General features: G+C 60.3%; 21 protein-coding genes. 17 read left to right on the top strand and 4 right to left on the bottom strand.

The annotated features are described in order from the left end of the window. Window positions 1-52 precede the first annotated feature (52 nt). The 13 genes from FQ755_RS33780 (at window position 53) to FQ755_RS37710 (ending at window position 12,247) form a co-directional block, all read left to right on the top strand. Complete coding sequence (locus FQ755_RS33780) at window positions 53-379, top strand: Dabb family protein (RefSeq protein WP_144161703.1); 327 nt, start codon at window positions 53-55, stop codon at window positions 377-379. Window positions 380-387: 8 nt separating this feature from the next. Beyond that, window positions 388-1,770, top strand: a complete 1,383-nt coding sequence (locus FQ755_RS33775; RefSeq protein ID WP_260859003.1) for an amidohydrolase family protein — start codon at window positions 388-390, stop codon at window positions 1,768-1,770. A 40-nt stretch (window positions 1,771-1,810) separates the two neighbouring features. Further along, entirely contained in the window at window positions 1,811-2,707 is an 897-nt protein-coding gene (locus FQ755_RS33770; protein WP_144161700.1) for an NAD(P)-dependent oxidoreductase, read from the top strand. A gap of 116 nt (window positions 2,708-2,823) precedes the next feature. After that, on the top strand, window positions 2,824-4,314 hold the full coding sequence (locus FQ755_RS33765) for a sugar ABC transporter ATP-binding protein (protein WP_260859002.1): 1,491 nt from the start codon (window positions 2,824-2,826) through the stop codon (window positions 4,312-4,314). Continuing rightward, complete coding sequence (locus FQ755_RS33760; RefSeq protein ID WP_144161693.1) at window positions 4,307-5,269, top strand: ABC transporter permease; 963 nt, start codon at window positions 4,307-4,309, stop codon at window positions 5,267-5,269. The genes FQ755_RS33765 and FQ755_RS33760 overlap by 8 nt, the downstream gene beginning before the upstream one ends. After that, a complete protein-coding gene (locus tag FQ755_RS33755) occupies window positions 5,266-6,240 on the top strand; it encodes an ABC transporter permease (RefSeq protein ID WP_144161689.1) in 975 nt (324 codons plus the stop codon). The genes FQ755_RS33760 and FQ755_RS33755 overlap by 4 nt, the downstream gene beginning before the upstream one ends. Window positions 6,241-6,278: 38 nt before the next feature. Then, window positions 6,279-7,109 (top strand): NAD(P)-binding domain-containing protein, encoded by an 831-nt coding sequence (locus FQ755_RS33750; protein ID WP_186308738.1) that lies wholly within the window; start codon window positions 6,279-6,281, stop codon window positions 7,107-7,109. Between the two features lie 80 nt (window positions 7,110-7,189). Beyond that, the gene (locus FQ755_RS33745; protein WP_144161684.1) at window positions 7,190-7,783 is read left to right on the top strand and encodes a malonic semialdehyde reductase; all 594 of its coding nucleotides are present in this window, start codon (window positions 7,190-7,192) and stop codon (window positions 7,781-7,783) included. Between the two features lie 37 nt (window positions 7,784-7,820). Then, the gene (locus tag FQ755_RS33740; RefSeq protein WP_144161681.1) at window positions 7,821-8,879 is read left to right on the top strand and encodes a maleylacetate reductase; all 1,059 of its coding nucleotides are present in this window, start codon (window positions 7,821-7,823) and stop codon (window positions 8,877-8,879) included. 3 nt (window positions 8,880-8,882) lie between these two features. Then, window positions 8,883-10,634, top strand: a complete 1,752-nt coding sequence (locus FQ755_RS33735) for a GMC family oxidoreductase (protein ID WP_144161678.1) — start codon at window positions 8,883-8,885, stop codon at window positions 10,632-10,634. Between the two features lie 54 nt (window positions 10,635-10,688). Continuing rightward, the gene (locus FQ755_RS33730) at window positions 10,689-11,651 is read left to right on the top strand and encodes a sugar ABC transporter substrate-binding protein (protein ID WP_144161675.1); all 963 of its coding nucleotides are present in this window, start codon (window positions 10,689-10,691) and stop codon (window positions 11,649-11,651) included. 27 nt (window positions 11,652-11,678) lie between these two features. Then, entirely contained in the window at window positions 11,679-11,957 is a 279-nt protein-coding gene (locus FQ755_RS33725; RefSeq protein ID WP_144161672.1) for a YciI family protein, read from the top strand. 128 nt (window positions 11,958-12,085) lie between these two features. Then, the gene (locus tag FQ755_RS37710; protein ID WP_186308737.1) at window positions 12,086-12,247 is read left to right on the top strand and encodes a hypothetical protein; all 162 of its coding nucleotides are present in this window, start codon (window positions 12,086-12,088) and stop codon (window positions 12,245-12,247) included. A gap of 178 nt (window positions 12,248-12,425) precedes the next feature. Here the strand turns inward: FQ755_RS37710 and FQ755_RS33720 are convergent, their stop codons facing one another. The 3 genes from FQ755_RS33720 to FQ755_RS33710 form a co-directional block, all read right to left on the bottom strand. Further along, entirely contained in the window at window positions 12,426-13,781 is a 1,356-nt protein-coding gene (locus FQ755_RS33720) for an SUMF1/EgtB/PvdO family nonheme iron enzyme (protein WP_144161669.1), read from the bottom strand. Between the two features lie 145 nt (window positions 13,782-13,926). Further along, window positions 13,927-14,583, bottom strand: coding sequence for a helix-turn-helix domain-containing protein (locus FQ755_RS33715; protein ID WP_144161666.1), 657 nt, complete (start codon window positions 14,581-14,583; stop codon window positions 13,927-13,929). 307 nt (window positions 14,584-14,890) lie between these two features. Beyond that, window positions 14,891-15,370: a universal stress protein gene (locus FQ755_RS33710; protein ID WP_144161663.1), complete on the bottom strand. Its 480-nt coding sequence runs from the start codon at window positions 15,368-15,370 to the stop codon at window positions 14,891-14,893. A 286-nt stretch (window positions 15,371-15,656) separates the two neighbouring features. Between FQ755_RS33710 and FQ755_RS33705 the strand changes: the two genes are divergently transcribed. The 3 genes from FQ755_RS33705 to FQ755_RS33695 all read left to right on the top strand — a co-directional run bounded on the left by FQ755_RS33705 (window position 15,657) and on the right by FQ755_RS33695 (window position 18,641). Beyond that, window positions 15,657-16,346 carry a FadR/GntR family transcriptional regulator gene (locus tag FQ755_RS33705; protein ID WP_144162196.1) on the top strand — a complete coding sequence of 230 codons (690 nt, stop codon included), beginning with the start codon at window positions 15,657-15,659 and terminating at the stop codon, window positions 16,344-16,346. A gap of 225 nt (window positions 16,347-16,571) precedes the next feature. Beyond that, the gene (locus tag FQ755_RS33700) at window positions 16,572-18,113 is read left to right on the top strand and encodes an MFS transporter (RefSeq protein WP_144162193.1); all 1,542 of its coding nucleotides are present in this window, start codon (window positions 16,572-16,574) and stop codon (window positions 18,111-18,113) included. A 198-nt stretch (window positions 18,114-18,311) separates the two neighbouring features. After that, window positions 18,312-18,641, top strand: coding sequence for an XRE family transcriptional regulator (locus FQ755_RS33695; RefSeq protein ID WP_144161660.1), 330 nt, complete (start codon window positions 18,312-18,314; stop codon window positions 18,639-18,641). Here FQ755_RS33695 and FQ755_RS33690 read toward each other — a convergent pair. Further along, window positions 18,625-19,329, bottom strand: a complete 705-nt coding sequence (locus FQ755_RS33690) for a helix-turn-helix transcriptional regulator (RefSeq protein WP_144161657.1) — start codon at window positions 19,327-19,329, stop codon at window positions 18,625-18,627. The genes FQ755_RS33695 and FQ755_RS33690 overlap by 17 nt on opposite strands. Window positions 19,330-20,224: 895 nt before the next feature. On the opposite strand from FQ755_RS33690, the gene FQ755_RS33685 reads away from it, so the two are divergent. Beyond that, complete coding sequence (locus FQ755_RS33685) at window positions 20,225-21,163, top strand: dihydrodipicolinate synthase family protein (protein ID WP_144161654.1); 939 nt, start codon at window positions 20,225-20,227, stop codon at window positions 21,161-21,163. Window positions 21,164-21,182 lie beyond the last annotated feature (19 nt).

Here is a 21,182-nt window from a genome sequence, read left to right as displayed (position 1 = left end):
CAACCATCGCGCGAGCTTCGCGCTTTCATACGCATGAGGTGAGAGGGATCCGATGATCAAGCACATCGTGATGTGGAATCTCAAAGGCGACACGCCGGAGGACAAGGCCAATGTCGCGCGCAGTCTTAAAGCGGCCTTCGAAGGCCTGGTCGGCAAGGTTCCCGGCCTGCTGCACATGGAAGTCGGCGTGGATGTCAGCGGCGCCGACTATGCCTGCGACGTCGTGCTGTATTCGGAATTTGATTCGCACGAGTCGCTCGCAGCATACGCGCACCATGCCGATCACCTGCGGGTCAGACAGGAACTGGGCGACGTGCGAATTGCCAGGCATCAGGTTGATTACCACGCTACACCCGTCGCGGTCCGCGCAGTCGCCTGAGTCGCCCGTTGTATTGTCGGAGGAGACGTAAGATGAAACAAAAATTAATTCAAGGCGGTCATGTCATTTCAATGGACCCTCGCATTGGGTCGGGCGATTTATCCGTACTCCTGAATGGAACCCGGGTCGAAGCGGTAGGGGCGAAGTTGAATGCGCCTGACGCCGAGATAGTCGATGCGTCCGGGTGCATCGTGATACCTGGCCTCGTGAATGCCCACATGCACACGTGGCAGACGGCATTGCGCGGCATCGCGGCGAACTGGACCTTGCCGCAATATTTTCGTAGCGTTCATGCAGGGCTTGCGACACTCTTTTCGCCGGACGACATCTATATCGGCACCCTGGTCGGCGCATTAAACCAGCTTGACTGCGGCACGACGACGCTTGGAGACTGGTGTCACAACAATCCCACGCCAGCGCATACCGACCGTGCCATCGATGGGCTGATCGAAGCGGGCATTCGTAGCGTGTTTTTTCACGGATCGCCGAAGCCGGACCCCAAGCCTGGTCAGAGGCATTTCAGCGAAATCCCGCACCCCAGGGGGGAAGTGGAGCGTCTGATGCGCGAGCGCTTCGTCAATCAGGGCGACTTGGTCACTTTGGGTCTGGCTATCCTGGGGCCACACTATTCGACGTTTGAGGTATCGCTTCATGATTTTCTGCTGGCTCGAGAATTCAGGCTGGTGGCCAGCATGCACTGCGCCGGCCTCGACGCGAAAACACCCGACGGGTGGGAGCGTCTTGCGTCAGCAGGATTGCTCGATTCACGAACCAACGTCGTTCACGGCAATAACCTGACCAATGCGCAGTTGCGCATGATGCTCGATTGCGGCGTCACGTTTTCGCTCGCACCCGAAACGGAGATGCTGCAGGGCCATGGCCATCCGATTACGGGGCGTCTTCGAGATGCCGGCCGGGCGCCCTCGCTCGGCGTTGACCTGGAATCGTCGATCGCCGGCGACATGTTCACCGTCGCCCGAATGGCGCTTGCATCGCAAAGAGCGCTCGACAATGCAGCATCGAAAGCGTCCGACGGTCATTTACCGCCTACCTCGACATTGTCCTGCGACGACGCGCTCGCTTGGGTGACGATGCGCGGGGCAGAAGCGCTTGGACTGGCAGACGAAATCGGTTCGCTAACGCCAGGAAAACAGGCTGATGTCGTGCTGGTTCGCGCGGACACCATCAATATGCGTCCGCTTCATGATCCCGTCGCTACTCTGATCATGCAGGCGGCTGCGTCTAATGTGGACACGGTGCTGGTGGCCGGCGAGTTCCGCAAGCGTCATGGCCGGCTTATGCACCCGGCTGTCCAAAGCCTGCTGAACGAACTCGATCTCTCCGGGCGACGCATCGCCGGTGGTCTGAACGAACTGCTGGCTTCTCACTGAAGCATGCCCGCATATCTCCTCTGTCATTTGGGAGTCAGTCATGAGTGAAACGAAGCCGACCGTTCGGGTTGGATTCATCGGGATCGGCAACATGGGTCTGCCGATGTGCACCAACTTGCTGAAAGCCGGTTACGACGTCATCGCGTTCGACCGTGCGCAAGAGCGTCTCGATACGATTGTGTCGAGAGGCGCCACACGAGGGGATTCGATTGCTGACGTCGCTAGCCGGTCCGACGTCATCGTCACGTCCTTGCCGAATGATGTGACTTTCCGGGCGGTTTTATTGGGGGTCGAAGGTGTCATTGCAAACGCTCGCGCCGGCGCTGTCGTCATGGACACCAGCACGGTCTCTGCGGGCGTATCAGCCGAGGTAGCCGAGGCATCCACGTCCCGCCGGGTGCAGTATCTCCGGACGACCGTGTCGGGTAACGGGGTAGTGGCCGCTGCTGCCGCGCTTACGGTGATGGCATCCGGCCCGCGCGAAGCGTACGACTTTGCGTTGCCGTTGATTAACAAAATCGGCCGCCGCGCTTTCTACCTCGGTCAGGCAGAAGAAGCCCGGCTGATGAAACTAGCGGTGAATCTCATGATTTCAGTTTCTGCAGGAATGATTGGCGAGGCGCTAACGCTTGGACGTAAGAGCGGTCTCGACTGGTCAAAAATGCTCGACGTATTGGCATCAAGCCATGTTGCCTCGCCCATGGTGCTTTACAAGGTCCCGCCACTCAAAGACCGCGACTTCACCTCAACCATGTCGGCCATCACGCAGACCAAGGATGTCGACCTCATTCTCGACTGCGCCGCGCAAAGCCAGGTTCCGGTGCCTCTCACCTCCGCCGTGCGCGGCATGTTTCAGGGATTGATATCAATGGGTGGCGGAGAAGAGGACTACATCGCGCTCGTCAAGCATGTCGAAACGCTGTCGGGGGCGGTATGAGCGGCAATTCGAGCAATGTTGCCGCACTCAGAAGCGCTGCGTCTTATGGTGCCGGCAGCGGCAGGGGAGAGCGTGCTGCCGGCCGCCATCCGTCTGGTCTCGTTGATTCGGGCGCCGTGCATCCATTACTTGAACTGCGCAATATCGCCAAGCGGTTTCCGGGCGTGCGCGCGCTTGACGGAGTGACGTTCGCGGTACGCGCCGGTGAAGTGCACATGTTGCTAGGAGAGAACGGCGCGGGCAAATCCACCCTGATGAAAGTCATGAGCGGGGTGTATCGCGCGGATGAAGGCGAGTTTCTTCATAACGGCGCACCGGTTGAAATTAGCTCTCCGAAGGACGCGCAGGCGCTGGGTGTCGCAGTGATTTATCAGGAGTTTTCTCTCGTCCCGCACCTGGACATCGCACAAAACATGTACATCGGCCGGGAGTTTCGCGGCCGCTTTCCTGGAACCGTCGATAACAGAAAGGCACATATCGAGGCGAAGAAGGTGCTGGAACTGCTTGCCTTCGATGTCGACCCGCATACGCTAGTCCACAAGCTCGGCGTGGCCCAGCAGCAGATGGTCGAGATTGCCAAGGCCCTTTCGCAGAACGCGCGCATTCTCGTGATGGACGAGCCGACTGCGCCATTATCGGAACGGGAGACGGCGAATCTGTTTCGCGTCATCCGGATGTTGCAGGCACAAGGGGTCGCAATCGTCTACATCTCTCATCGCATGAGCGAGGTATTCGAGCTTGGCGACCGCATCACGGTTTTGCGCGATGGCCGAATGGTCGGCTCCGCGGTGCCGTCCGACACGACCCCTGGCGACCTCGTCCGCATGATGGTCGGGCGCGACGTCGACCTCACTTATGCGCGGACGTTTTGCGACCAACCAGGTGTGCCGGCACTGGTGATGCGTGGAGTGAGTTCGCCAAATGGGATTCATGACGTCGACCTTGAGGTGCGAGCGGGCGAAATCGTCGGTCTCGCCGGTCTGGTGGGGTCGGGCCGGTCTGAAGTGGCGCGGGCCGCTTTTGGCATTGATCCCGTGAGTGCAGGCGAAGTCGAAGTGTTCGGCAAGCGTCGCAAAGGCGAACCGTATGAGTCAGTGAAGCTCGGCATGGCGCTGATTCCCGAAAGCCGCAAACACGAAGGGCTCGCAGTGACACGTTCGGTGGGCGATAACCTGATGCTATCCGGGCTTGCAATGCGCTTTCCCGGCGGATGGTTTCGACCGCGTCTCGCCCGCAAGATCGCGCACGAGATGGTCGCAGACCTGCGCATTGCAACGCCGACCGTCACGCGACGAACCGCCGTACTGAGTGGCGGCAATCAGCAAAAGATCGTCATCGGCAAGTGGCTTGCGACAGGGGCGAAGCTGTTCATCTTCGACGAGCCGACGCGCGGCATCGATGTCGGCGCAAAGGCAGAGATCTTTGCGCTCATTGGCGAGCTGGTAAAAAACGGCGCTGCGGTGCTGATCATCAGCTCTGAATTGCTGGAAATCGTGCACGTGTGCGACCGCGCCTATGTGATGCGCGAAGGCAGGGTAGCGGGCCAGTTGAGCCGGGACCAGCTTTCTGAAGAGAACCTCCTGGCTTTGGGGATGCAAGATGCGTAACGTTCAGGGACTTGTCCAACCCGCGCACTGGACCGACGTGCCCGCGCGCGTACCCGGTGTGGCGTGGATGATGGCTGCCGTCATCGTGGTCTTTACCGCGTTGGACCGGCAGTTCATCGATGCAGCGAATTTGATGAACATCGGCTCGCAGTCGTCGATTCTGCTCATCATTGCTTTGCCGATGACGTTTGTCATTCTCACCGAAGGCATCGACGTGTCGGCGGGGGCGGTCGCGGCGGCCAGCAGCGTATCGCTCGGATGGGTGATGCAGGCGGGCGGCAACAGCGCCGTTGGAGTCACGGTGGCGCTGTGTGTCGGCGCGCTTTTCGGCCTGATCAATGGGACGCTGATTGCCTGGCTTCGTCTTCCACCCTTTGTCGTCACGCTGGGAACCATGGGAATGGCGCAGGGACTCGCGCTCATTCTGAGCGGAGGGCAGAGCATCACCGGGATCGGGACGCTCATCCCCGCGCTGTATAACAATTCTGTGCTCGGCGTTCCGGCTCCTTTGCTCTTCGCCGCTGTCGTCTACCTTCTCTGTCATGTGCTGATGTATCGAAGCCGGGTGGGAATCTATGCGAGAGCCATTGGAGGAAATCCTGAGGCCTTGCGGTTTGCTGGAATTTCGCTTCGGGTCTGGCTCATCGGCATCTATACCTTTGCAGGGGCAATGTTTGGCCTCGGCGCGGTATTGCTGACGGCTCGAATGAGTACGGCTCATCCCACTGCGTCGCTTGGACTTGAATTTGACGCAATTGCCGCGGTGATTGTGGGCGGAACCTCTTTCGAAAAGGGGAAGGGCGGATTGCTTGGGACTCTATTGGGAGTGCTGACGATCGGTATGCTAAGAAACGGCCTCAATCTCGTGGGTGTGCCGTCGTCCGTGCAGGTTTCGTGTATCGGTGTGCTCGTGCTACTGGCTCTCTTTGTAGAAGGACGGAAGACACAATCATGAATGCCATCAAACTTCCAAAGCGGTTAAAGCCGACTGAAGGTATGTCGAAGCTGGCGTCGCGTCTGGCAGCCGTCTTTGTTATCGGACTGGCGCTATCGCTCGCCAGCGACGCTTTCCTGACTTCAGGAAACCTTCTGAACGTCTTGCGCCAGACGAGCCTGCTGTTTCTGATGGCATCGGGCTTGACGCTAGTGGTGCTGACCGCCGGAATCGACTTGTCCATCGGCGCCAACGTTGCGTTGTCGGCTTGCCTGGCAGGCACGCTTATCAAGGTAAGCGGTTCGGCTCTCGAAGGCGCGGTGGTCGCGATCGCCTGCGGGGCGGCAATCGGATTGGTGAACGGCCTGCTGGTCGCTGCGTTGCGAATGCCCTCCTTCATCGCAACATACGGAATGATGTGGCTGATCAATGGATTCACGTACTACTACATGGGCGGCAATACCATTTACGGATTCCCGCACGGATTCAGGCAACTCGGCTCGGGCTACCTGTTTTCAATCCCGGTACCGGTGTACCTCATGTTGATTTTTCTGGCGCTTGCGGCGCTGTTTGCGGGCCGGACGACATGGGGGCAACAAGTGTACGCGCTGGGGTCCAATCCAGTCGCCGCCAGGTTCTCGGGCGTTCCGGTGAAGCGCCGTCTTGTGCTCGTTTACACGCTCAGCGGCCTGATGGCAGGACTTGGCAGCCTTGTATTCCTGGCACGCCTGAATTCCGCGGAAGGGGATATTGGCGAGCCGCTGACACTGCCTGCAATCGCCGCAGTGCTGATTGGCGGAACTTCGCTGTTCGGCGGTGTGGGCAGCCCTTTTGGGACACTTATCGGCGCAATGATTCTGACTCTGGTACTAAACGGGCTGAACCTGTTGAATGTGGATGCGAACTGGCAGCCATTCGTCACAGGCGCCATCATTATCATCGCGGTGCTGGTCGACTCCATAAGCCGGCAACGTCAGGAAGCGCGGGCCTAATGGCGCCTAAAGCGGATTGAGGAAACATGATGAAGCGCATGCAAAAAGTTGTGGTGCTCGGAAATGCACAAACCGTGCTTCTGCGGCAGCGGTTGTCCTACCATCTTCGCGAGCTTGCTGACGTAACGCACGCGGAGTCGTTGGACGGCGCGCAGGTTGTCGTGACGTCTTGCGCAACGGAAGACGAGCTGAGCGAACTGGTACTTGGACCGGCTGGACTATTGACCGTAGAGCGGCCGGGACTGGTTTACGTGGATGTCAGTTGGATTGGCGAGGCCCTGTCGCTCGAAATCGCGAAGGCTGCGAGTGCAGCTGGCGCACTTTATGTGCGCGCGCCCATCACGCATGGACCGGCCGAGACACCGCAGGAAACGATCTCCACCGCGATGGTGAGCGGCGGCCCGAGCGCGGTCGATGCCGCTCAGATGGTTCTCGAAGGCTTAGCCGACAAAATTGTCTATCTCGGCGCGGGAGAAGAGGCCCGTGCGATGACAGGCGTGCTCGATGTCATGACTGGCGTGACACTCGGCATGTGGGCCGAGGCGCTGGTGTTCGGCGAAGCAGCGGGCCTTGACTGGAGCGACATGGTCCAGGTGATGGAAACCAGCGCGATCGCTTCTCCAATTATCAAGGACCATGCAGTTCGCGTGTCGCAATTCGACTACGAGTCCTCGCTTACCTGCGGGATGATCGGCGAGCGTCTCGAGGCGGCGCTTGCGCGCGGGAAATCTAAAGGCGTGGTGCTCACGCTGACTGGACTTGCCCATCAGATGTTCGTCGGCGCGCTGGGAAGCGGCGCCGCGGTAAGCGGCGCGACTGCGGTGATTCCGTGGCTGGAGGCTGCGGCCGGCATGCAGCCGGCGCGTTGATTCCGGATGTAAAGACAGGCGGACTTGAATCGCCATGTTTTGGGAACTGAATTTTTAAATGAATGGCTTATAGGACTACTATGGAAAATCTTCTTAATCCCGCTGCGCTTGACGTCGTGTTTAGAACTGCTCGAACTCAGAACGGCTGGCTTGACAAGCCCGTCAGCGATGGGCAACTGCAGGAACTCTACGAACTGTTGAGGCACGGCCCGACGAGTATGAACACCTGCCCGGCACGCTTTGTCTTTCTGCGCACGCCGGAGGCTAAAGCGCGCTTGCTGCCCGCATTGGCGCCTGGCAATGTCGATAAAACAAAGTCGGCGCCGGTCAGTGTCATCGTGGGTTATGACCGGCGCTTCCACGAGAAGCTACCCACGCTCTTTCCACATCGTCCGGAAGCGCGAGCCATCTTTGACGGCAAACCAGAACTCATTGAAAGCACTGCATTTCGCAACGGTAGTCTGCAGGGCGCCTATCTGATTATCGCAGCTCGGGCGCTCGGTCTCGACTGTGGGCCGATGTCCGGATTCGATGCCGCGAAAGTCAACAGCGAATTTTTCCCGGACGGCGACATCGTGGTGAATTTCCTATGCAACCTCGGTTACGGCGATTCCAGCAAGGTACTCGACCGCTTGCCGCGCCTGTCGTTTGACGAGGCGTGCTCGCTGCTGTAACCGCATTCCTAGGACCCTAACGCAGGTTGACACGCTCATGCTCCACGCATTCAATTATCAGGGACTGCCCGCACGAGTCGTATTCGGCAGCGGGACGACACAAAAGCTGGCAGCAGAGGTGGACCGTCTGGGCCTGAGCCGTCTGCTGGTTCTATCGACGCCGCAGCAGGCCGCGCTCGCTGAGCGTGTTCGAAATCTGCTGGGTTCGCGCGTGGTGGGACTCTTCCCGGACGCTACCATGCACACTCCGGTAGAGGTGACGGAGCGTGCGATGGAGGTGGTGAGCACATTGAAAGTTGATGGCGTGGTTGCGGTTGGCGGCGGCTCGACGATTGGACTAGGAAAAGCGATTGCACTGCGTACCGACCTGCCGCAAATCGTCATTCCAACAACCTATGCCGGCTCCGAGATGACGCCAATTCTCGGTGAGACGCAAAGCGGTCGCAAGGTAACGCAGCGCGATCCCAGGATTCAACCCGAGGTCGTCGTGTACGACGTCGATCTAACGTTGACTCTGCCGCCCGTCATGTCGGCGCTCTCCGGTTTCAACGCGGTGGCCCATGCCGCCGAGGCGCTGTACGCCCCGGACCGTAACCCCGTTGTGTCCTTAATGGCAGAGGAGGGGGTACGCGCCATTTGCGATGCACTTCCTGAAGTGTTACGCAATCCGGGTGACCCCGCGGCGCGTAGCGAGTTGCTTTACGGCGCCTGGCTGTGCGCATGCTGTCTTGGTTCAACCTCGATGGGTTTGCATCACAAGCTCTGTCACACGCTCGGCGGACTCTTTGACCTCCCTCACGCGCAAACGCATGCCATTTTGCTGCCGTATGCGTTGACCTACAACGCGCCCGCCATTCCCGATGCCCTGGAGCGGCTGGCGCGCGCCATGCGCAGCGACGACGCCATAGGCGCGCTTATGCACCTTGAAGGCAGTTGCGGAATTCCGCTTGCGTTGCGCGACATCGGGATGCCAAAGGATGGCGTGGAGCGTGCTGTCGCAGAGACGATGGCCCATCCGTATAACAATCCAAGGCCGGTTGAGGCCGCTCCGCTTCGCGAAATTCTGTCGCGGGCGTGGGCAGGCTCGGGAGTCTGACCAATGACATCCTCATTCACCACTCAGAAACGGGATGCTCAGGCAACTATCGAGCGGGACGCACAGGCCGACTATCTGATTGTTGGCGGAGGCACTGCGGGTGCCGTGCTGGCCGCGCGTCTGTCCGAGAACGGGCAACATCGCGTTGTGCTTGTCGAAGCGGGTATCGACACACCGCCCGGCGCCGTGCCTGCCGACATCCAGGACACGTTTCCAAGCTCGACGCTAAACCCTGGGTATTTTTGGGCCGGCCTTGAGGCCACCGTCGTCAAAGGTGGAAAACCGCGGCCTTTCCCGCAGGCGAAGATCATGGGCGGCGGTTCGAGCATCATGGGTATGTTCGCGCTGCGCGGCGTTCCGTCGGACTTTTCAAGGTGGGCGGCGGCCGGGGCCGATGGCTGGTCGTGGGACGAAGCCGTGAAGTTTTATCGCAAGATCGAGGACGATCCTGGGCGTCCAGGCAGGACGGGCGGCAGTAGCCCGATACGTCGAATGCCAGCAGAGGAGTGGCCGCCATTCGTTGCGGCGATGAAGGCCGCAGCGGCCTCTCTCGGCTTGCCGCACATCGCGGACATCAATGAAAGCCCCGGTGATGGCTTCTTTCCCATGCCGGTAAGCCGCGATTCGAATACACGATCCACGAGTGCCGGTTGTTATTTGACCGCGCAGGTAAGGAATCGAAGGAATCTGACGATTCTGGCGAATACGCGCGTGACACGGTTGAGATTCGACGGACTTAACGTAGTAGGAGTCGAGGTCGAACAGGCCGGTGTGCTAAAGAATCTCGCGGCTCGCCGTGTCATCCTGTCTGCGGGCGCGATACATTCGCCTGCCATCCTACTGCGCTCGGGTGTCGGGCCGGCATCTGAGCTTGAAAGAATAGGTATCAAGCCCGTTCTTGACCTGCCAGGTGTGGGGCGAAACCTGCAGAACCACTCCTATCTCTTCTATGCCTTGACGTTGCCGCGTGGCAAGCGGCTTGACCAGGCGCTTAGGCGATTTGTTATCGCGGGTGTGCGTGCATCGTCGATGATGGCGGATTGTCCGGAAAGCGACCTTCTTCTGTTTGCGCTCGGCCGGGTCAGTCCGCAGAGCTTCGGAACGGCTGTGGCGATGGTTGGCTCGGCGTTGTACTCGCCTTTTTCAAAGGGCTTTGTGACGTTGATGAGCAGTGATGTTCATGCCAATCCACGTATCGACTTCAGAATGCTTGATGATCCACGAGACGCGCCTCGCGTGGTTAAAGGGGCCCGCTTGCTGGAAACGCTCTTGCGTGACCCGGGGGTTAAGGACTGCTACAACGAGGCATTCTTGTTGCCCGCCGCAATGGCAGTCAACCAGTTCAATCGCGCGGGCTTTGCCGGCGCGGCCATGGCTGTCGGCGCGCAAGTGGCTCTGAATGCACCGGGTCCGCTTCGACGAATGGCGGTACGACGGGCATTGAATGTCGGGCAGCCGCTTGCAGAACGTCGGGGCGAAGGGCAAATCACAGATGAAGAGATACTGGCCTCGATCGCCCCGATGGGGCATCCCGTGGGCACCTGTGCGATGGGCGCGCCGCGCGATTCGCAGACGGTTGTGGACAGCGGCTATCGCGTTGCGGGTCTCGCGAACCTGTACGTGGTCGACGCATCCGTTATGCCGGTGATTCCAAGTGCGAACACCAATCTTCCCACGTTGATGGTCGCAGAGCATGCGGCGGAAAAGTTATTGGCAACCGCATCGGCGGAAATTTTCGGGCAGGCGATAATTTGAACAGGATACCTTATTAAATCCCAGGATGTTCCAACTAAAACGGTGGAGACAAGCATGAACAAGATGACTTTGAAGGCTGGATTTTTTGCTGCGCTGTGCGGGGCCGCGGGCGTCGCGCATGCAGACGGTGAAAACATAGCGGTGTTCACGAAGAATTTGACCAATCCATATTTTCAGAGCGTGCGGCTCGGCGCGGAGAACGCCGCCAAACAGATGCACGCGAGTATCACTAACTACGTTCCGACCAAGCCGGATAGCATTCCCGAACAGATGAGCCAGATTGACGATGTCATCGTCAAGAAGCCCAGTGCCGTGGTTTTCGTGCCGGTTGACTTCAAGGCAATGGGGCCCGGTGTTGCAAAGCTGAACGCTGCAAAAATTCCGACCGTGAACATTGTCGACAAGGCGCAGTCAGGTAATTTCGTAGCCTTTGTCGGCGCCAGCGACTATCAGATCGGTCTTCAGACTGCGCGCTATCTGTTCAAGGCAATGGGCGGCAAGGGCAGCATCATTATTCTGGAAGGGGTTCGTGGCACCTCTACCTCCGACGAGCGCATGCGCGGGTTCCACGATGCGCTGAAGGAGGCGCCGGGCATCAAGGTTCTGAGCACCCAGCCGGGCAATTATCAGCGCCTTCAGGCCTTGCAGGTGATGGAAAACCTGCTGCAGACCTATCCAAAAGTAGATGGCGTGCTGGCGGCGAACGATGCTATGGCAATTGGCGCGCTCGACGCGCTTGACGGCGCAAATCTGCAGGCGAAGGTGGTTGGCATCAATGCGAGTAAGGAGGCCGTCGACATGATCAAGCAGGGAAAGCTGCTTGCAAGCGGCGATTACTCGGGATTCAAGCAAGGCTGTATTGGAGCAATGGCAGCGCTCAGGTCGTTGAGAGGGCAGCCTGTACCGAGGGACATTGCTCTGAAAACGGAAGTCGTGACGTCAGCCAACTATCAGCAATTTGACGTCGCACCTGACAAGCTGTCATGTCCTACGTGGGCGGATGCAACCGGACAGTAATCACGGCACACAGCCAAGGAGACTGAAATGCATTGGATCATCTATTGCACTGACAGGCCGGACGCGTCGGCCTTGCGCGACGCTAACATAGCCCTTCATCGAAGCTATCTGGAAAAGGCACCCATCAAGGTTGTGATGTCGGGGCCGCTGACGGACGACGCGGGAGAGAAGATGAACGGCAGCTTCTTCCTGGTGGAGGCCGACACGCGCGAGGAAGTGGAATCTTTCAACCGGCAAGACCCTTTCTTTGGCTTGAGCCTGTGGGTGGAAATCCGCATACACCGGTTTTATCGCAGGGTGGGCTAGTTCTGGCCGCCAAAAGCATTAGAAGCTGCGTTGCCACAACGGTGGGAGAGGGCGCCGCTGTGAGCATATATGTTCACACGGCCTATCACATTAACTTGACGAAGCAAAATATAAAGCGAGGCTGCTGGATGCCTGAAAGATACGGTTATTGGGTTGTAACCGCCGCTACCGCGCAGATTGACCCGAAACATTTCCGCTTCCAGGCGGACCCGGACGACAGCGACGATCCGATCACGGTGCCTTATTACGACGCGTCGATAAAACTGACGCTGACGGGCGCAAATCCGTAGCCGCTGAATTTACCGTCGGGTGCGGTACTGGGTGGCTAACCAGGCTGCCAATGGCGACGCGAGGGTAAAACGAGAGCCAGAAAAATCAATTAAAGCATTTCGTAAAAAACAGCGCATTTTTTCCGAAAATATTTGCATAAAGCATAAGTGGATTTCTTCCCCACTTATGCTTTAACTGTCACACCGACACGCAGCGAAACCCTGCATACACATATTGATAGCGTGGCTGGAACCAGTTGCGAAACTCCGGCCGCAGCATGCATTTCGCGGTGCGCGCCGAGCCGCCCTTGAGCACGTAATGCTGCCCGTCAAAGAAATTCGCGGAATAGCCGAGATAGAACGGAAACGGCTCGAAGCCGGGCAGCGCGTCGAACAGCGTGCAGGTCCACTCCCAGCCGTTGCCAAACTGGCCTTCCACACCGAAGGCGCTGACGTTATCCGGATGCGCGTCGACGGCTTGCGGATCCCACTGGCGAAAATCGAAGTTGCCTGACGCCGCGTGCGGCGCGCCTGCGGCCGCGCGTTGCCATTGTGCTTCGGTCGGCAGCGCTTTGCCGGCCCAGCGGGCGTAGGCGCTCGCTTCGGCGTGACTGACGTAGACCGGCCAGTCGAGCGGCAAAGGAATCTCTTCGAACATGGTGCGCAGCAGCCACTCGCCATCGCCGGCGCGCTGCGACCAGCCGGCCGGATGCGTGATCTGCTCGCTTTCCTTCCAGGCCCAATCCTTGTCTTGCCACCACGCGCGCTGGTGATAGCCACCGGCCAGCAGGAACTCGCGGAATGCGCCGTTCGTCACCATGTAGCGGTCAATTTCGAACGCCGGCACGTCGACGCGCAATTCGCCGAATTCGTTGTCCCAGCCGAAGCGGCCACCTTCGCGCGTCATGCCGAGCACGGTCGAGCCGGCCGGCACCTTGACCATCGGCGCCTGATCCAGCTTGCCGTCGCGACGGGTGCGTGCGGCCCGCGTCTGGGATTCGCCGGTATTGCGGTTCTGGCTTTGGCCAACCTCGGCGATCTTCTGTACGAGCGGCAACTGATGCAGCATGTACGCGAGCGTTTCGGCATGCATCAGCCGATGTTCGATGGCGACATTGAGCAACTGCTCGGCCGAACCGCCTTGCGTGCCGTGGCTTTGTGATCCTTGTCCTTGCGGCCGGCCGTCGACGTTCAGCGCCGCGAGTTCGCGGTCGATCTGCTCGCGGGCCTGCAGGCCATAGGCGCGCACGGCATCGAGCGACGGCCAGTCGGCCGGCACGTCGGTGGGCAGGCCGCCGTCGACCGGATCGATGCCGAACGCGAACAGGGCGTCGAGCGAGGCATCGAATGCGGGCAGCGGACACAGCCGCTCGTCGAACAGGTTGCGGTCGAACGCCTCGAGATGGCCGATATAGAACACGATCCGGTGACGTTCGCGGATCGGCCGTTCATACAGGTACTCGGGCTTAACGATAGAGAAGAGGGCGTCGGTAATGTGACGCGCGTCGATCAAACGCTGGACCAGCGGATGATGCGGGGCGGGGTCGCGATTCATTTCGCCGGGTCTCCTTGATGGGGGACAGTTTGAAGACTGTACCTGAGTCGCAGGAGACGTGCCAACCAGCCGACTGTCAGACGGCCAGGGCGGTGCGTCGCGGCCTGGCCGGTGTTATCTGACAGACCCCGCCTTGAGCGGGTAATCAGACTTGCCGCAGGCCTTCGAGATCGATGATCCGGATGAACTTGCCTTGCGTGTCGATCAGGCCGCGCCTTTGAAATCTTGACAGGGTGCGGCTGACGGTTTCAAGCGTGGTGCCGAGGTAGCTGCCCATGTCTTCGCGGGTCATGCGCAGGTTGAATTCCGCCGACGAATAGCCGCGCTGCGCATTGCGCTCGGACACGTCGAGCAGGAACGCGGCAACCCGTTCGTCCGCGGAGAGCGAGCCGAGGACCATCATCTGCGCGGCCTCGCGGACGATCTGCTCGCCCAGCAGCCTGTGCAGGCGCTCCTGCATGGAGCCGATCTCGCGGCAAAGCCGCTTGAGCGCGACATACGGAACGATGCAGACGGTGCTGTCTTCGAGCGCGGTGGCGCTGCAGGCGTGCCGGTCGTCGCTGATGCCGTCGAGGCCGAGCGCTTCGCCCGCGAGGCGCAGTCCGGTGACCTGCTCGCGGCCGTCGCGGTGCGCCATGGTGGTCTTTAGCGACCCGGAGCGCACGGCATACAGATTGTCGAAGGCGTCGCCGCAACGGTACAGCGACTCGCCGCGCCGCACCGAACGCGCGGTGCAGATCAGCGCTTCGAGCTTGGGCAGTTCGTCGTGGGCGAGGCCTTGCGGCATGCACAGCTGGCGCATGGCACAACTCGAACAACGCGCGGAGCTGCGGCCAGCCGCACGCACAGGAATGGAACGGGGCGAGCGGACGCGGGCGACCGGGGTGGGCGTAAGCATGGTGTACGACCATTTGTAAGGAGACAAACCCATTGTCCCACCACGGTTAAGCGTTGCTTAGCGGCAAAATGACGCGCGAAAGGACTTCCTTCTGTTTGAGGAAGATCACACGGCCGTCAGGTTGGATCGCGCCCTAAGAACGCCAGGATCTCCGACGGTGTCGTCGCGCCCGGCCGGCCTTGGCGGCCCGGCCGGCGCGCCTGATCAGGCTTTATGCCGCATCCTTGGCCTCGGGCTGCTCGTGGCCGGCCGCGGAGGGAATCAGCAGCACCGGAAGTGCCGCCTGCCGCACGCAGCGCTCCGCCACGCTGCCAAGGAACAGGCGCTGGACCCCACGCCGGCCGTGCGTACCCATGACGAGCAGGTCGGCATTGAAATCGGCGGCGGCTTTCAGTACCACGGTGGAGACGTCGTCGAGCGAGGTGGCTTCGGCGCTGGCCATTTCGCCGCTGACGCCGCGCTCCCGCATGGCCGTGGCGAACTCGGTGCCGAGCTCCTTGCCCTGCTCGATCATGCGGGTACGCAGGATGGACGGGTCGTAGCCCGGCGCCTCGAAGTACACAGGGGTGTTTTCCACCACGTAGAAAGGCCGGAGCATCGCACCCATGGAACTGGCCAGGTTAAGGGCCGCTTCAAAGGCGCGGCGGGAGGTGTTGCTGCCGTCGACCGCTACGAGGATGCGTTTGTACATGATGGACTCCGCGTGGAAGGATTCGTGGCCGGCTGCGCCCGGTGCTCCGAGGGCGGTTGATTACCGGCTCCAGCTTAAATCATGGACCGAAATGTGAAGTTTTGTCGGGATGTAAATCAAACACTTGTCAAATTTCCGTGTGTAGGGTCATATAGGCGGACGCGCCGTCCAGCCGGCTTTTGCGGGCGTCGTTTGAGTCATTTGACTCATCTTTGAGCAGGCGGCGAGGGCTGTTTGCCTTACAATCGTGGTCTATTCTGACAAGCCAATACCCCATTCATCGATGATGAACGAGCGCAAATCAACGGGCCTGCCCGACAAGATCTATGGCGACATCCTGAACCGGATACTCGAAGGCGAGTACAAGGAAGGCGAGCGCCTGCCCACGGAACACGCGCTTGCCGAACGTTTCGAAACCTCGCGGCCAACCGTGCGCGAGGCGCTGGCCCGGCTGCGCGCCGACGGCATCATCGTCACGCGGCACGGTTCCGGCACCACGGTGGCGCGCCGGCCCGATCCGGACGTGCGCCGCTTCGCGCCGCTCGAGACGCTCTCGGATATCCGCCGCTGCTACGAATTCCGTATCGTTACCGAAGCGGGCGCCGCCGAACTCGCCGCGGAAAAGGCCGAAGCCGAGGATATCGCCGCGATCCAGTTCGCGTGGGACGAGCTGGAGCGCATCGTCGAAACCCAGGGGATCGGCGCGAAGGACGACTTCTCGTTCCATCTGGCGGTCGCGCGGGCCTCGAAGAACCCGTTTTTCATCACCGTCATGTCGTTCATCGAAGAGCAGATCGTCTTCAGCATGAACCTGTCGCGCAATCTGTCGCTGGTGAAGACGGTCGAGCGGCAGCGGCTGGTGCAGGCCGAGCATCTGGCCGTGCTCGAAGCGATTCGCCGCAAGGATGCCGCGGCGGCCGGCGCGGCGATGCGCGTGCATCTCGAAAATGCGCTCGAGCGCATGTTCGGCTCCTGAGAAACATGTGTCTTGCCGGGCCGCGTCGAACGCGGCCCGTTTTCATTTCACCGGCCGGGCATGATGTCCGGCTTGGTGTTTGGTTGTACCGCGGTTTGGTTGTTCCGCGCGCTTTTTTTTGCGTATTTTCACGCGCTTTTTCCACACCCTGTTTCGCGCCTCGACCCGCGCTGCCCCGAAGTGAATTCTCCTCGTCCCCTGCCTTTCCGCGATGCGCTGCTGGCGATGCTTGGCGTCGCGCTCGTCAATATGCTGGTCGCGCTCGATCAGACCGTGGTCAGTACCGCCTTGCCGTCGATCGTCGCCGAGTTGCGCGGTTTCGAGTATTACGCGTGGATTGCGAGCGCGTATCTGCTGGCTTCGGTGGTGACGGTGCCCGTGTTCGGGCGGCTCGGCGACTATTTCGGCCGCAAGCGCTTTGTCATTGCGGCCGTGATCGTCTTCACGGTGGCCTCGCTGTTGTGTGGCGTGGCGCCCAGCATGCCGTTCCTGGTGGTGGCGCGGGCGCTGCAGGGCGTCGGCGGCGGCATGATGGTCGGCACGGCGTTCGCCTCGATTCCCGATCTGTTCCCCGATGCCCGCGCCCGGGTGCGCTGGCAGGTGATCATGGCGGCGGCTTACGGCATCGGCACGGCGGCGGGCCCGTCGCTCGGCGGCTGGCTGAGCCAGCAGTTCGGCTGGCGCTCCACTTTTCTCGTCAATCTGCCGGTGGGCGTGCTGGCGCTGTATTTCATCTGGGCGCATCTGCCCAACTACCGGCGGGCGGTCAGCGGCGAGGTGCGCATCGACTGGGCCGGCGCCGCGCTGGTGGCGCTGGTGCTCGGCGGTTTGCAGACGTTTATCGAAGCGGTGCCGAAATCCGGCCTCACCACCGGCAATCTGGTGCTGGCGGCGCTGGTGGTGCTAGGCGCGGCGGCCTTGCTGGTCTGCGAGCGGCGCGCCACGCATCCCATCATCCCGCTCGACCTGTTTCGCGACGACCAGCTCGTCACGCTGTTCACGCTGTCGCTGCTGTCCGGCTTCGTGATGTTTTCGCTGATCTTTTTCGCGCCGCTGCTGCTGCAAGGCGGTTTTGGCCTGACGCCGCAGCAGGCGGGCCTGCTTGCCACACCGATCGCCGCCTGCATCGCGCTCGGCAGCGTCATCAACACGCGCATCGTGATCCACATGCCCAAGCCGACGCTGATCCTTTCGATCGGCTTTGGGCTGCTGGTGATCGCCTCCGTCGGCATTGCGCTGGCGACGCCCGCCACGCCGCATCTGTACCTCGAACTGGCGATGTCCGCGGTCGGCGTTGGGCTCGGCTTCATCCTCAACAACCTGAACGTGTTCGGCCAGGAGATTGCCGGCCGCGAGCGCTTCGGCATTACCACGGCGCTTTTGCAGTCCACCCGCATGGTGGGCGGCATGCTCGGCACCAGCATCGTCGCCACCATCATCAACCGGCGCTATGAGGCAGGCGTCGCCGAGTCGTTGCAGGTGCTGGGCGAGCCGCTTGCCTCGACGTGGCTCCCCAGGCTCTCGGATCCACGCATCCTGATCGACCCGGCGCTGCGCGACAGCCTGCTGGCCGAACTCCGGCACGCTGGACTGGCGGGTCCCGCACTCGTGGAAGCGGCGCGCCATGTGCTGGTTCAGTCCATCCACATCGGGGTCGTGCTGACCGGCGTCGCGGCTTTGGCGGCCGCATTTATCGTGCGCCGGATTTCGCATATCACCTTTAAGCGCAGCAGTGGCGGCAATACCGGCGCTCCAACGGCGCATTAATCGTTTTCCCGGTGTGACAGCGTGGTTGTCCCGAATGTTTTTCGACTGTGCCGAACAAATCGCCGGCAATAAAGAACGCGCAAAAAGCGCTATGCGCGTTGGATGGGTTTTGCACCTACCTACCTGGGTAGGTGTGCCGTCTTTCAGGGTCCCGCAAAATTCATACAAATAGCGGCCAAACCACCTGAGAAACCCACCATGGAATTACTCGAAAATCATTGGAAAGCACCCGTCACGATTCAAAACCGTTCGGCGGACAGTGCTGAAGAGACGCCATCCACGGTTGATCGCCACCTGATCATTGCTTACCGCAAAATGAAAAAGGAAAGCCAGCGGCGGTTTTGGGCGCGCTTTGGCGTGACGCAATCGCGCGGCAGCCGGTTCGAATCGGGCGCGGAAATTCCGCCGCCGGTTTCAATCCTGCTGGGGCTGTATCTGCTGAAGACGGTTTCTGACGGCGATTTAGGCCGTGCCGAACGGGTGATTTATAGCCGCGACGCCGCTGCGCTGCTTAACCCGGGTCAATAAGACCGAGTTGCGCGGCAATGACGGCTGCCGCGCGCCGCGAATTCACACCGAATTTCGCCCGGATATTCTTCACGTGGAAGTTCACCGCGGCTTCCGAGCAACTGAGAATATGTGAGATTTCCCAGGTGGATTTGCCGCGCGCGGTCCAGTTCAGACATTCGCGCTCGCGCGGCGTCAATTGCGGCAGCACGGTTTTGGCATGCGAATGGACATGGCGGCGGCTGGTGTCGGTGACCAGATCGCGCAGCAGGACGAGGTTGGGCAGGACGCCGTCGATATGTCGCCAGAACGCGTCGTTGGTGTTGAAATTATTGGCGAAACACAGCATGCCGGCTTCCTGATTCGGGCCGTGGATCGGCAGCGACAGGCCGGAGCGCAGCCCATTATTGCAGGCCATTTCATAGAGCGCGCGCTGCTGGCGAGTGGCGAACAATTCCGGCGACCAGACCAGCGGCACCGAGCGCGTCAGGCAGTGGCTGACAACCGGGTCGATATGCACGAAACCCTGTTCTTCGTAACTGCGGCGCCACGATTGCGAATAGGTGCTGCGAACATAAGCGTCTTCAAGGCGCATGCCCGGGCGCGGCAGCATGGCAATCAGAACCCGGTCAAATCCCCAGCTATCGGCGATTGTCGTGAGTGCATTGAACCACGTTGTTTCGTCCGGTGCGTCCACGAGTGGCGACATTTGCTCGATAGAATGTAGCGGCACTTTGTTCTCTCAATCGCAGCAGCCCGGCCGCGGGTTTCGCTGACGCGAACTCGCGACCAGCATGATATTAGACAGCAATATAACCGTTTATTACTGGGCGGTTGTGACCGCAAACTCGGGCACTTCTAATCCGGGCTCCCGGATTCTCATTGCGTAGTCTATAGAAAATCAAAAACATTTTCGGACGGGGAAAATTTTCCGCAGCCGGCTACCGGTTGTCAGACCTCGGTCCGGCATGCGGGCGCCGAACGGCAATTGTCACGTCTTCGCCATGAAAATGATTACCCGTCCGATTTAACAATTCGCCCGGCAGAACTTCATATCGAATCGCATCATAGTTTCAAACATCAGCCGGCGGCAATAAAGTCTTGGTGCTTTTTAACAATGAAAGTCGAATGTGTTTTAGCCAGAATGTACAGGGTGGTTCAAATCGTCCCGCGATCTAATTGCTGGTCCTTATAGAAACGGGCTTTGTCGAATCACATAGCTAGAATGACGGTCAAATTGACCGCATATCTTTGAATCGGTATATTTTGCCTGCTGGGTATCATTTGTCGCGATGCCGCGACGGACCCGACCCGCCATCCCGATTCGCGCTTGCAGCTGCGGCGCCGCCAGCGTTGCTCACTCGGACCCGCCATATGCGCCTGAGAAGCGGTTGTCATACGAACTTTCCAAATCCGGCAGGAGCGGGAAAACTGTCCGGATTCGGCCTGTGACGCCCAATATGTAAGGTCTCAGAAGTTTTCTTTTACCTGACGGAAAGCTCGACGCGAAAGTCTGCATGCTGATGCATTTCAAATGTTGTTTGACAACATTGCGGACTGAGTGCTACCTTGGCATCAATTCTTCGATACCGTCCTGAGGTGCCATGAAAACTTCTCCCATCCTCGATAGCGAGTTCGCCTCCACCGTCATGGCTGTGCCGCCGCTGGCGCGCCGCGCCGACTACTCGCTCGACGCCGCCGAAAACCGCAAGCTGATCCAGCACATCGAGGCGGGTGGCGTGCGCACGCTCCTGTACGGCGGCAACGCCAATCTGTATCACGTCGCGGTCAGCGAATACCGCGAACTGCTGGACCTGCTGGCGGAAAGCGCCGGCCCGGAGACGCGGGTGATCCCGGCCATCGGCCCGGACTACGGCAAGATGCTCGATCAGGCGCGTATCCTCGCGCAGACCTCGTACCGCACGGCCATGGTGCTGCCGCTGGCCGGTTTCACCACCTCCGAGGGCGTGGAGACGGGCCTCACGCGCATTGTCGACGCCGCGGGCATCCCGCTCACGCTCTACATCAAGAGCGAAAACTATGTGGATGTCGACACGCTGGCGCGCCTCGTAGATCGCGGCACACTGATTGCCGTGAAATACGCTATCGTGCGCGATAACCCGGCCGATGACGCCTACCTGCGCCGCCTGCTGCAAAGCGTGCCGGCGGCGAAAGTGGTGTCCGGCATGGGCGAGCGCCCGGCGCTCGTGCACGTGCGCGATTTCGGCCTCGCGGCCTGGACAACCGGTTCGGGTTGCATTGCCTCGCACGCGGTAACGGCGTTGTTGAAGGCGGCCAAAGCGGGCCGCACGGAAGAAGCGCAGCGCATCTACGACGCCTTCATGCCGCTGGAAACCCTGCGCGACGACATTTCGCTGATTCGCGTGCTGCACGACGCGGTGACGTTCTCGAAGATCGCCGACATGGGCCCGATATTGCCGTTGCTAAGCCCGAGCCCTGTGAAAGATCATGCGAGCATCGACGCGGCGACGCAGGCGCTGCTCGCGTTTGAACGCCAGTTTGCGCAGGCGGCGGCACGCTAACCATCCCAGGCTTTAAAAA

This window comes from Paraburkholderia sp. BCC1885 (genome assembly GCF_900996235.1).
GTDB lineage: Bacteria > Pseudomonadota > Gammaproteobacteria > Burkholderiales > Burkholderiaceae > Paraburkholderia.
Note: the sequence above shows the minus strand (reverse complement) of the source record. Positions and strands in the feature narration are given on the sequence as shown.

Bases quoted from the DNA above. Each gene is read 5' to 3' on its own strand.
- FQ755_RS33780 (WP_144161703.1), top strand. From the start codon at position 53: ATGATCAAGCACATCGTGATGTGGAATCTCAAAGGCGACACGCCGGAG.
- FQ755_RS33770 (WP_144161700.1), top strand. From the start codon at position 1,811: ATGAGTGAAACGAAGCCGACCGTTCGGGTTGGATTCATCGGGATCGGC.
- FQ755_RS33760 (WP_144161693.1), top strand. From the start codon at position 4,307: ATGCGTAACGTTCAGGGACTTGTCCAACCCGCGCACTGGACCGACGTG.
- FQ755_RS33755 (WP_144161689.1), top strand. From the start codon at position 5,266: ATGAATGCCATCAAACTTCCAAAGCGGTTAAAGCCGACTGAAGGTATG.
- FQ755_RS33750 (WP_186308738.1), top strand. From the start codon at position 6,279: ATGCAAAAAGTTGTGGTGCTCGGAAATGCACAAACCGTGCTTCTGCGG.
- FQ755_RS33745 (WP_144161684.1), top strand. From the start codon at position 7,190: ATGGAAAATCTTCTTAATCCCGCTGCGCTTGACGTCGTGTTTAGAACT.
- FQ755_RS33740 (WP_144161681.1), top strand. From the start codon at position 7,821: ATGCTCCACGCATTCAATTATCAGGGACTGCCCGCACGAGTCGTATTC.
- FQ755_RS33735 (WP_144161678.1), top strand. From the start codon at position 8,883: ATGACATCCTCATTCACCACTCAGAAACGGGATGCTCAGGCAACTATC.
- FQ755_RS33730 (WP_144161675.1), top strand. From the start codon at position 10,689: ATGAACAAGATGACTTTGAAGGCTGGATTTTTTGCTGCGCTGTGCGGG.
- FQ755_RS33725 (WP_144161672.1), top strand. From the start codon at position 11,679: ATGCATTGGATCATCTATTGCACTGACAGGCCGGACGCGTCGGCCTTG.
- FQ755_RS37710 (WP_186308737.1), top strand. From the start codon at position 12,086: ATGCCTGAAAGATACGGTTATTGGGTTGTAACCGCCGCTACCGCGCAG.
- FQ755_RS33720 (WP_144161669.1), bottom strand. From the start codon at position 13,781: ATGAATCGCGACCCCGCCCCGCATCATCCGCTGGTCCAGCGTTTGATC.
- FQ755_RS33715 (WP_144161666.1), bottom strand. From the start codon at position 14,583: ATGCGCCAGCTGTGCATGCCGCAAGGCCTCGCCCACGACGAACTGCCC.
- FQ755_RS33710 (WP_144161663.1), bottom strand. From the start codon at position 15,370: ATGTACAAACGCATCCTCGTAGCGGTCGACGGCAGCAACACCTCCCGC.
- FQ755_RS33705 (WP_144162196.1), top strand. From the start codon at position 15,657: ATGAACGAGCGCAAATCAACGGGCCTGCCCGACAAGATCTATGGCGAC.
- FQ755_RS33700 (WP_144162193.1), top strand. From the start codon at position 16,572: ATGCTTGGCGTCGCGCTCGTCAATATGCTGGTCGCGCTCGATCAGACC.
- FQ755_RS33695 (WP_144161660.1), top strand. From the start codon at position 18,312: ATGGAATTACTCGAAAATCATTGGAAAGCACCCGTCACGATTCAAAAC.
- FQ755_RS33690 (WP_144161657.1), bottom strand. From the start codon at position 19,329: ATGTCGCCACTCGTGGACGCACCGGACGAAACAACGTGGTTCAATGCA.
- FQ755_RS33685 (WP_144161654.1), top strand. From the start codon at position 20,225: ATGAAAACTTCTCCCATCCTCGATAGCGAGTTCGCCTCCACCGTCATG.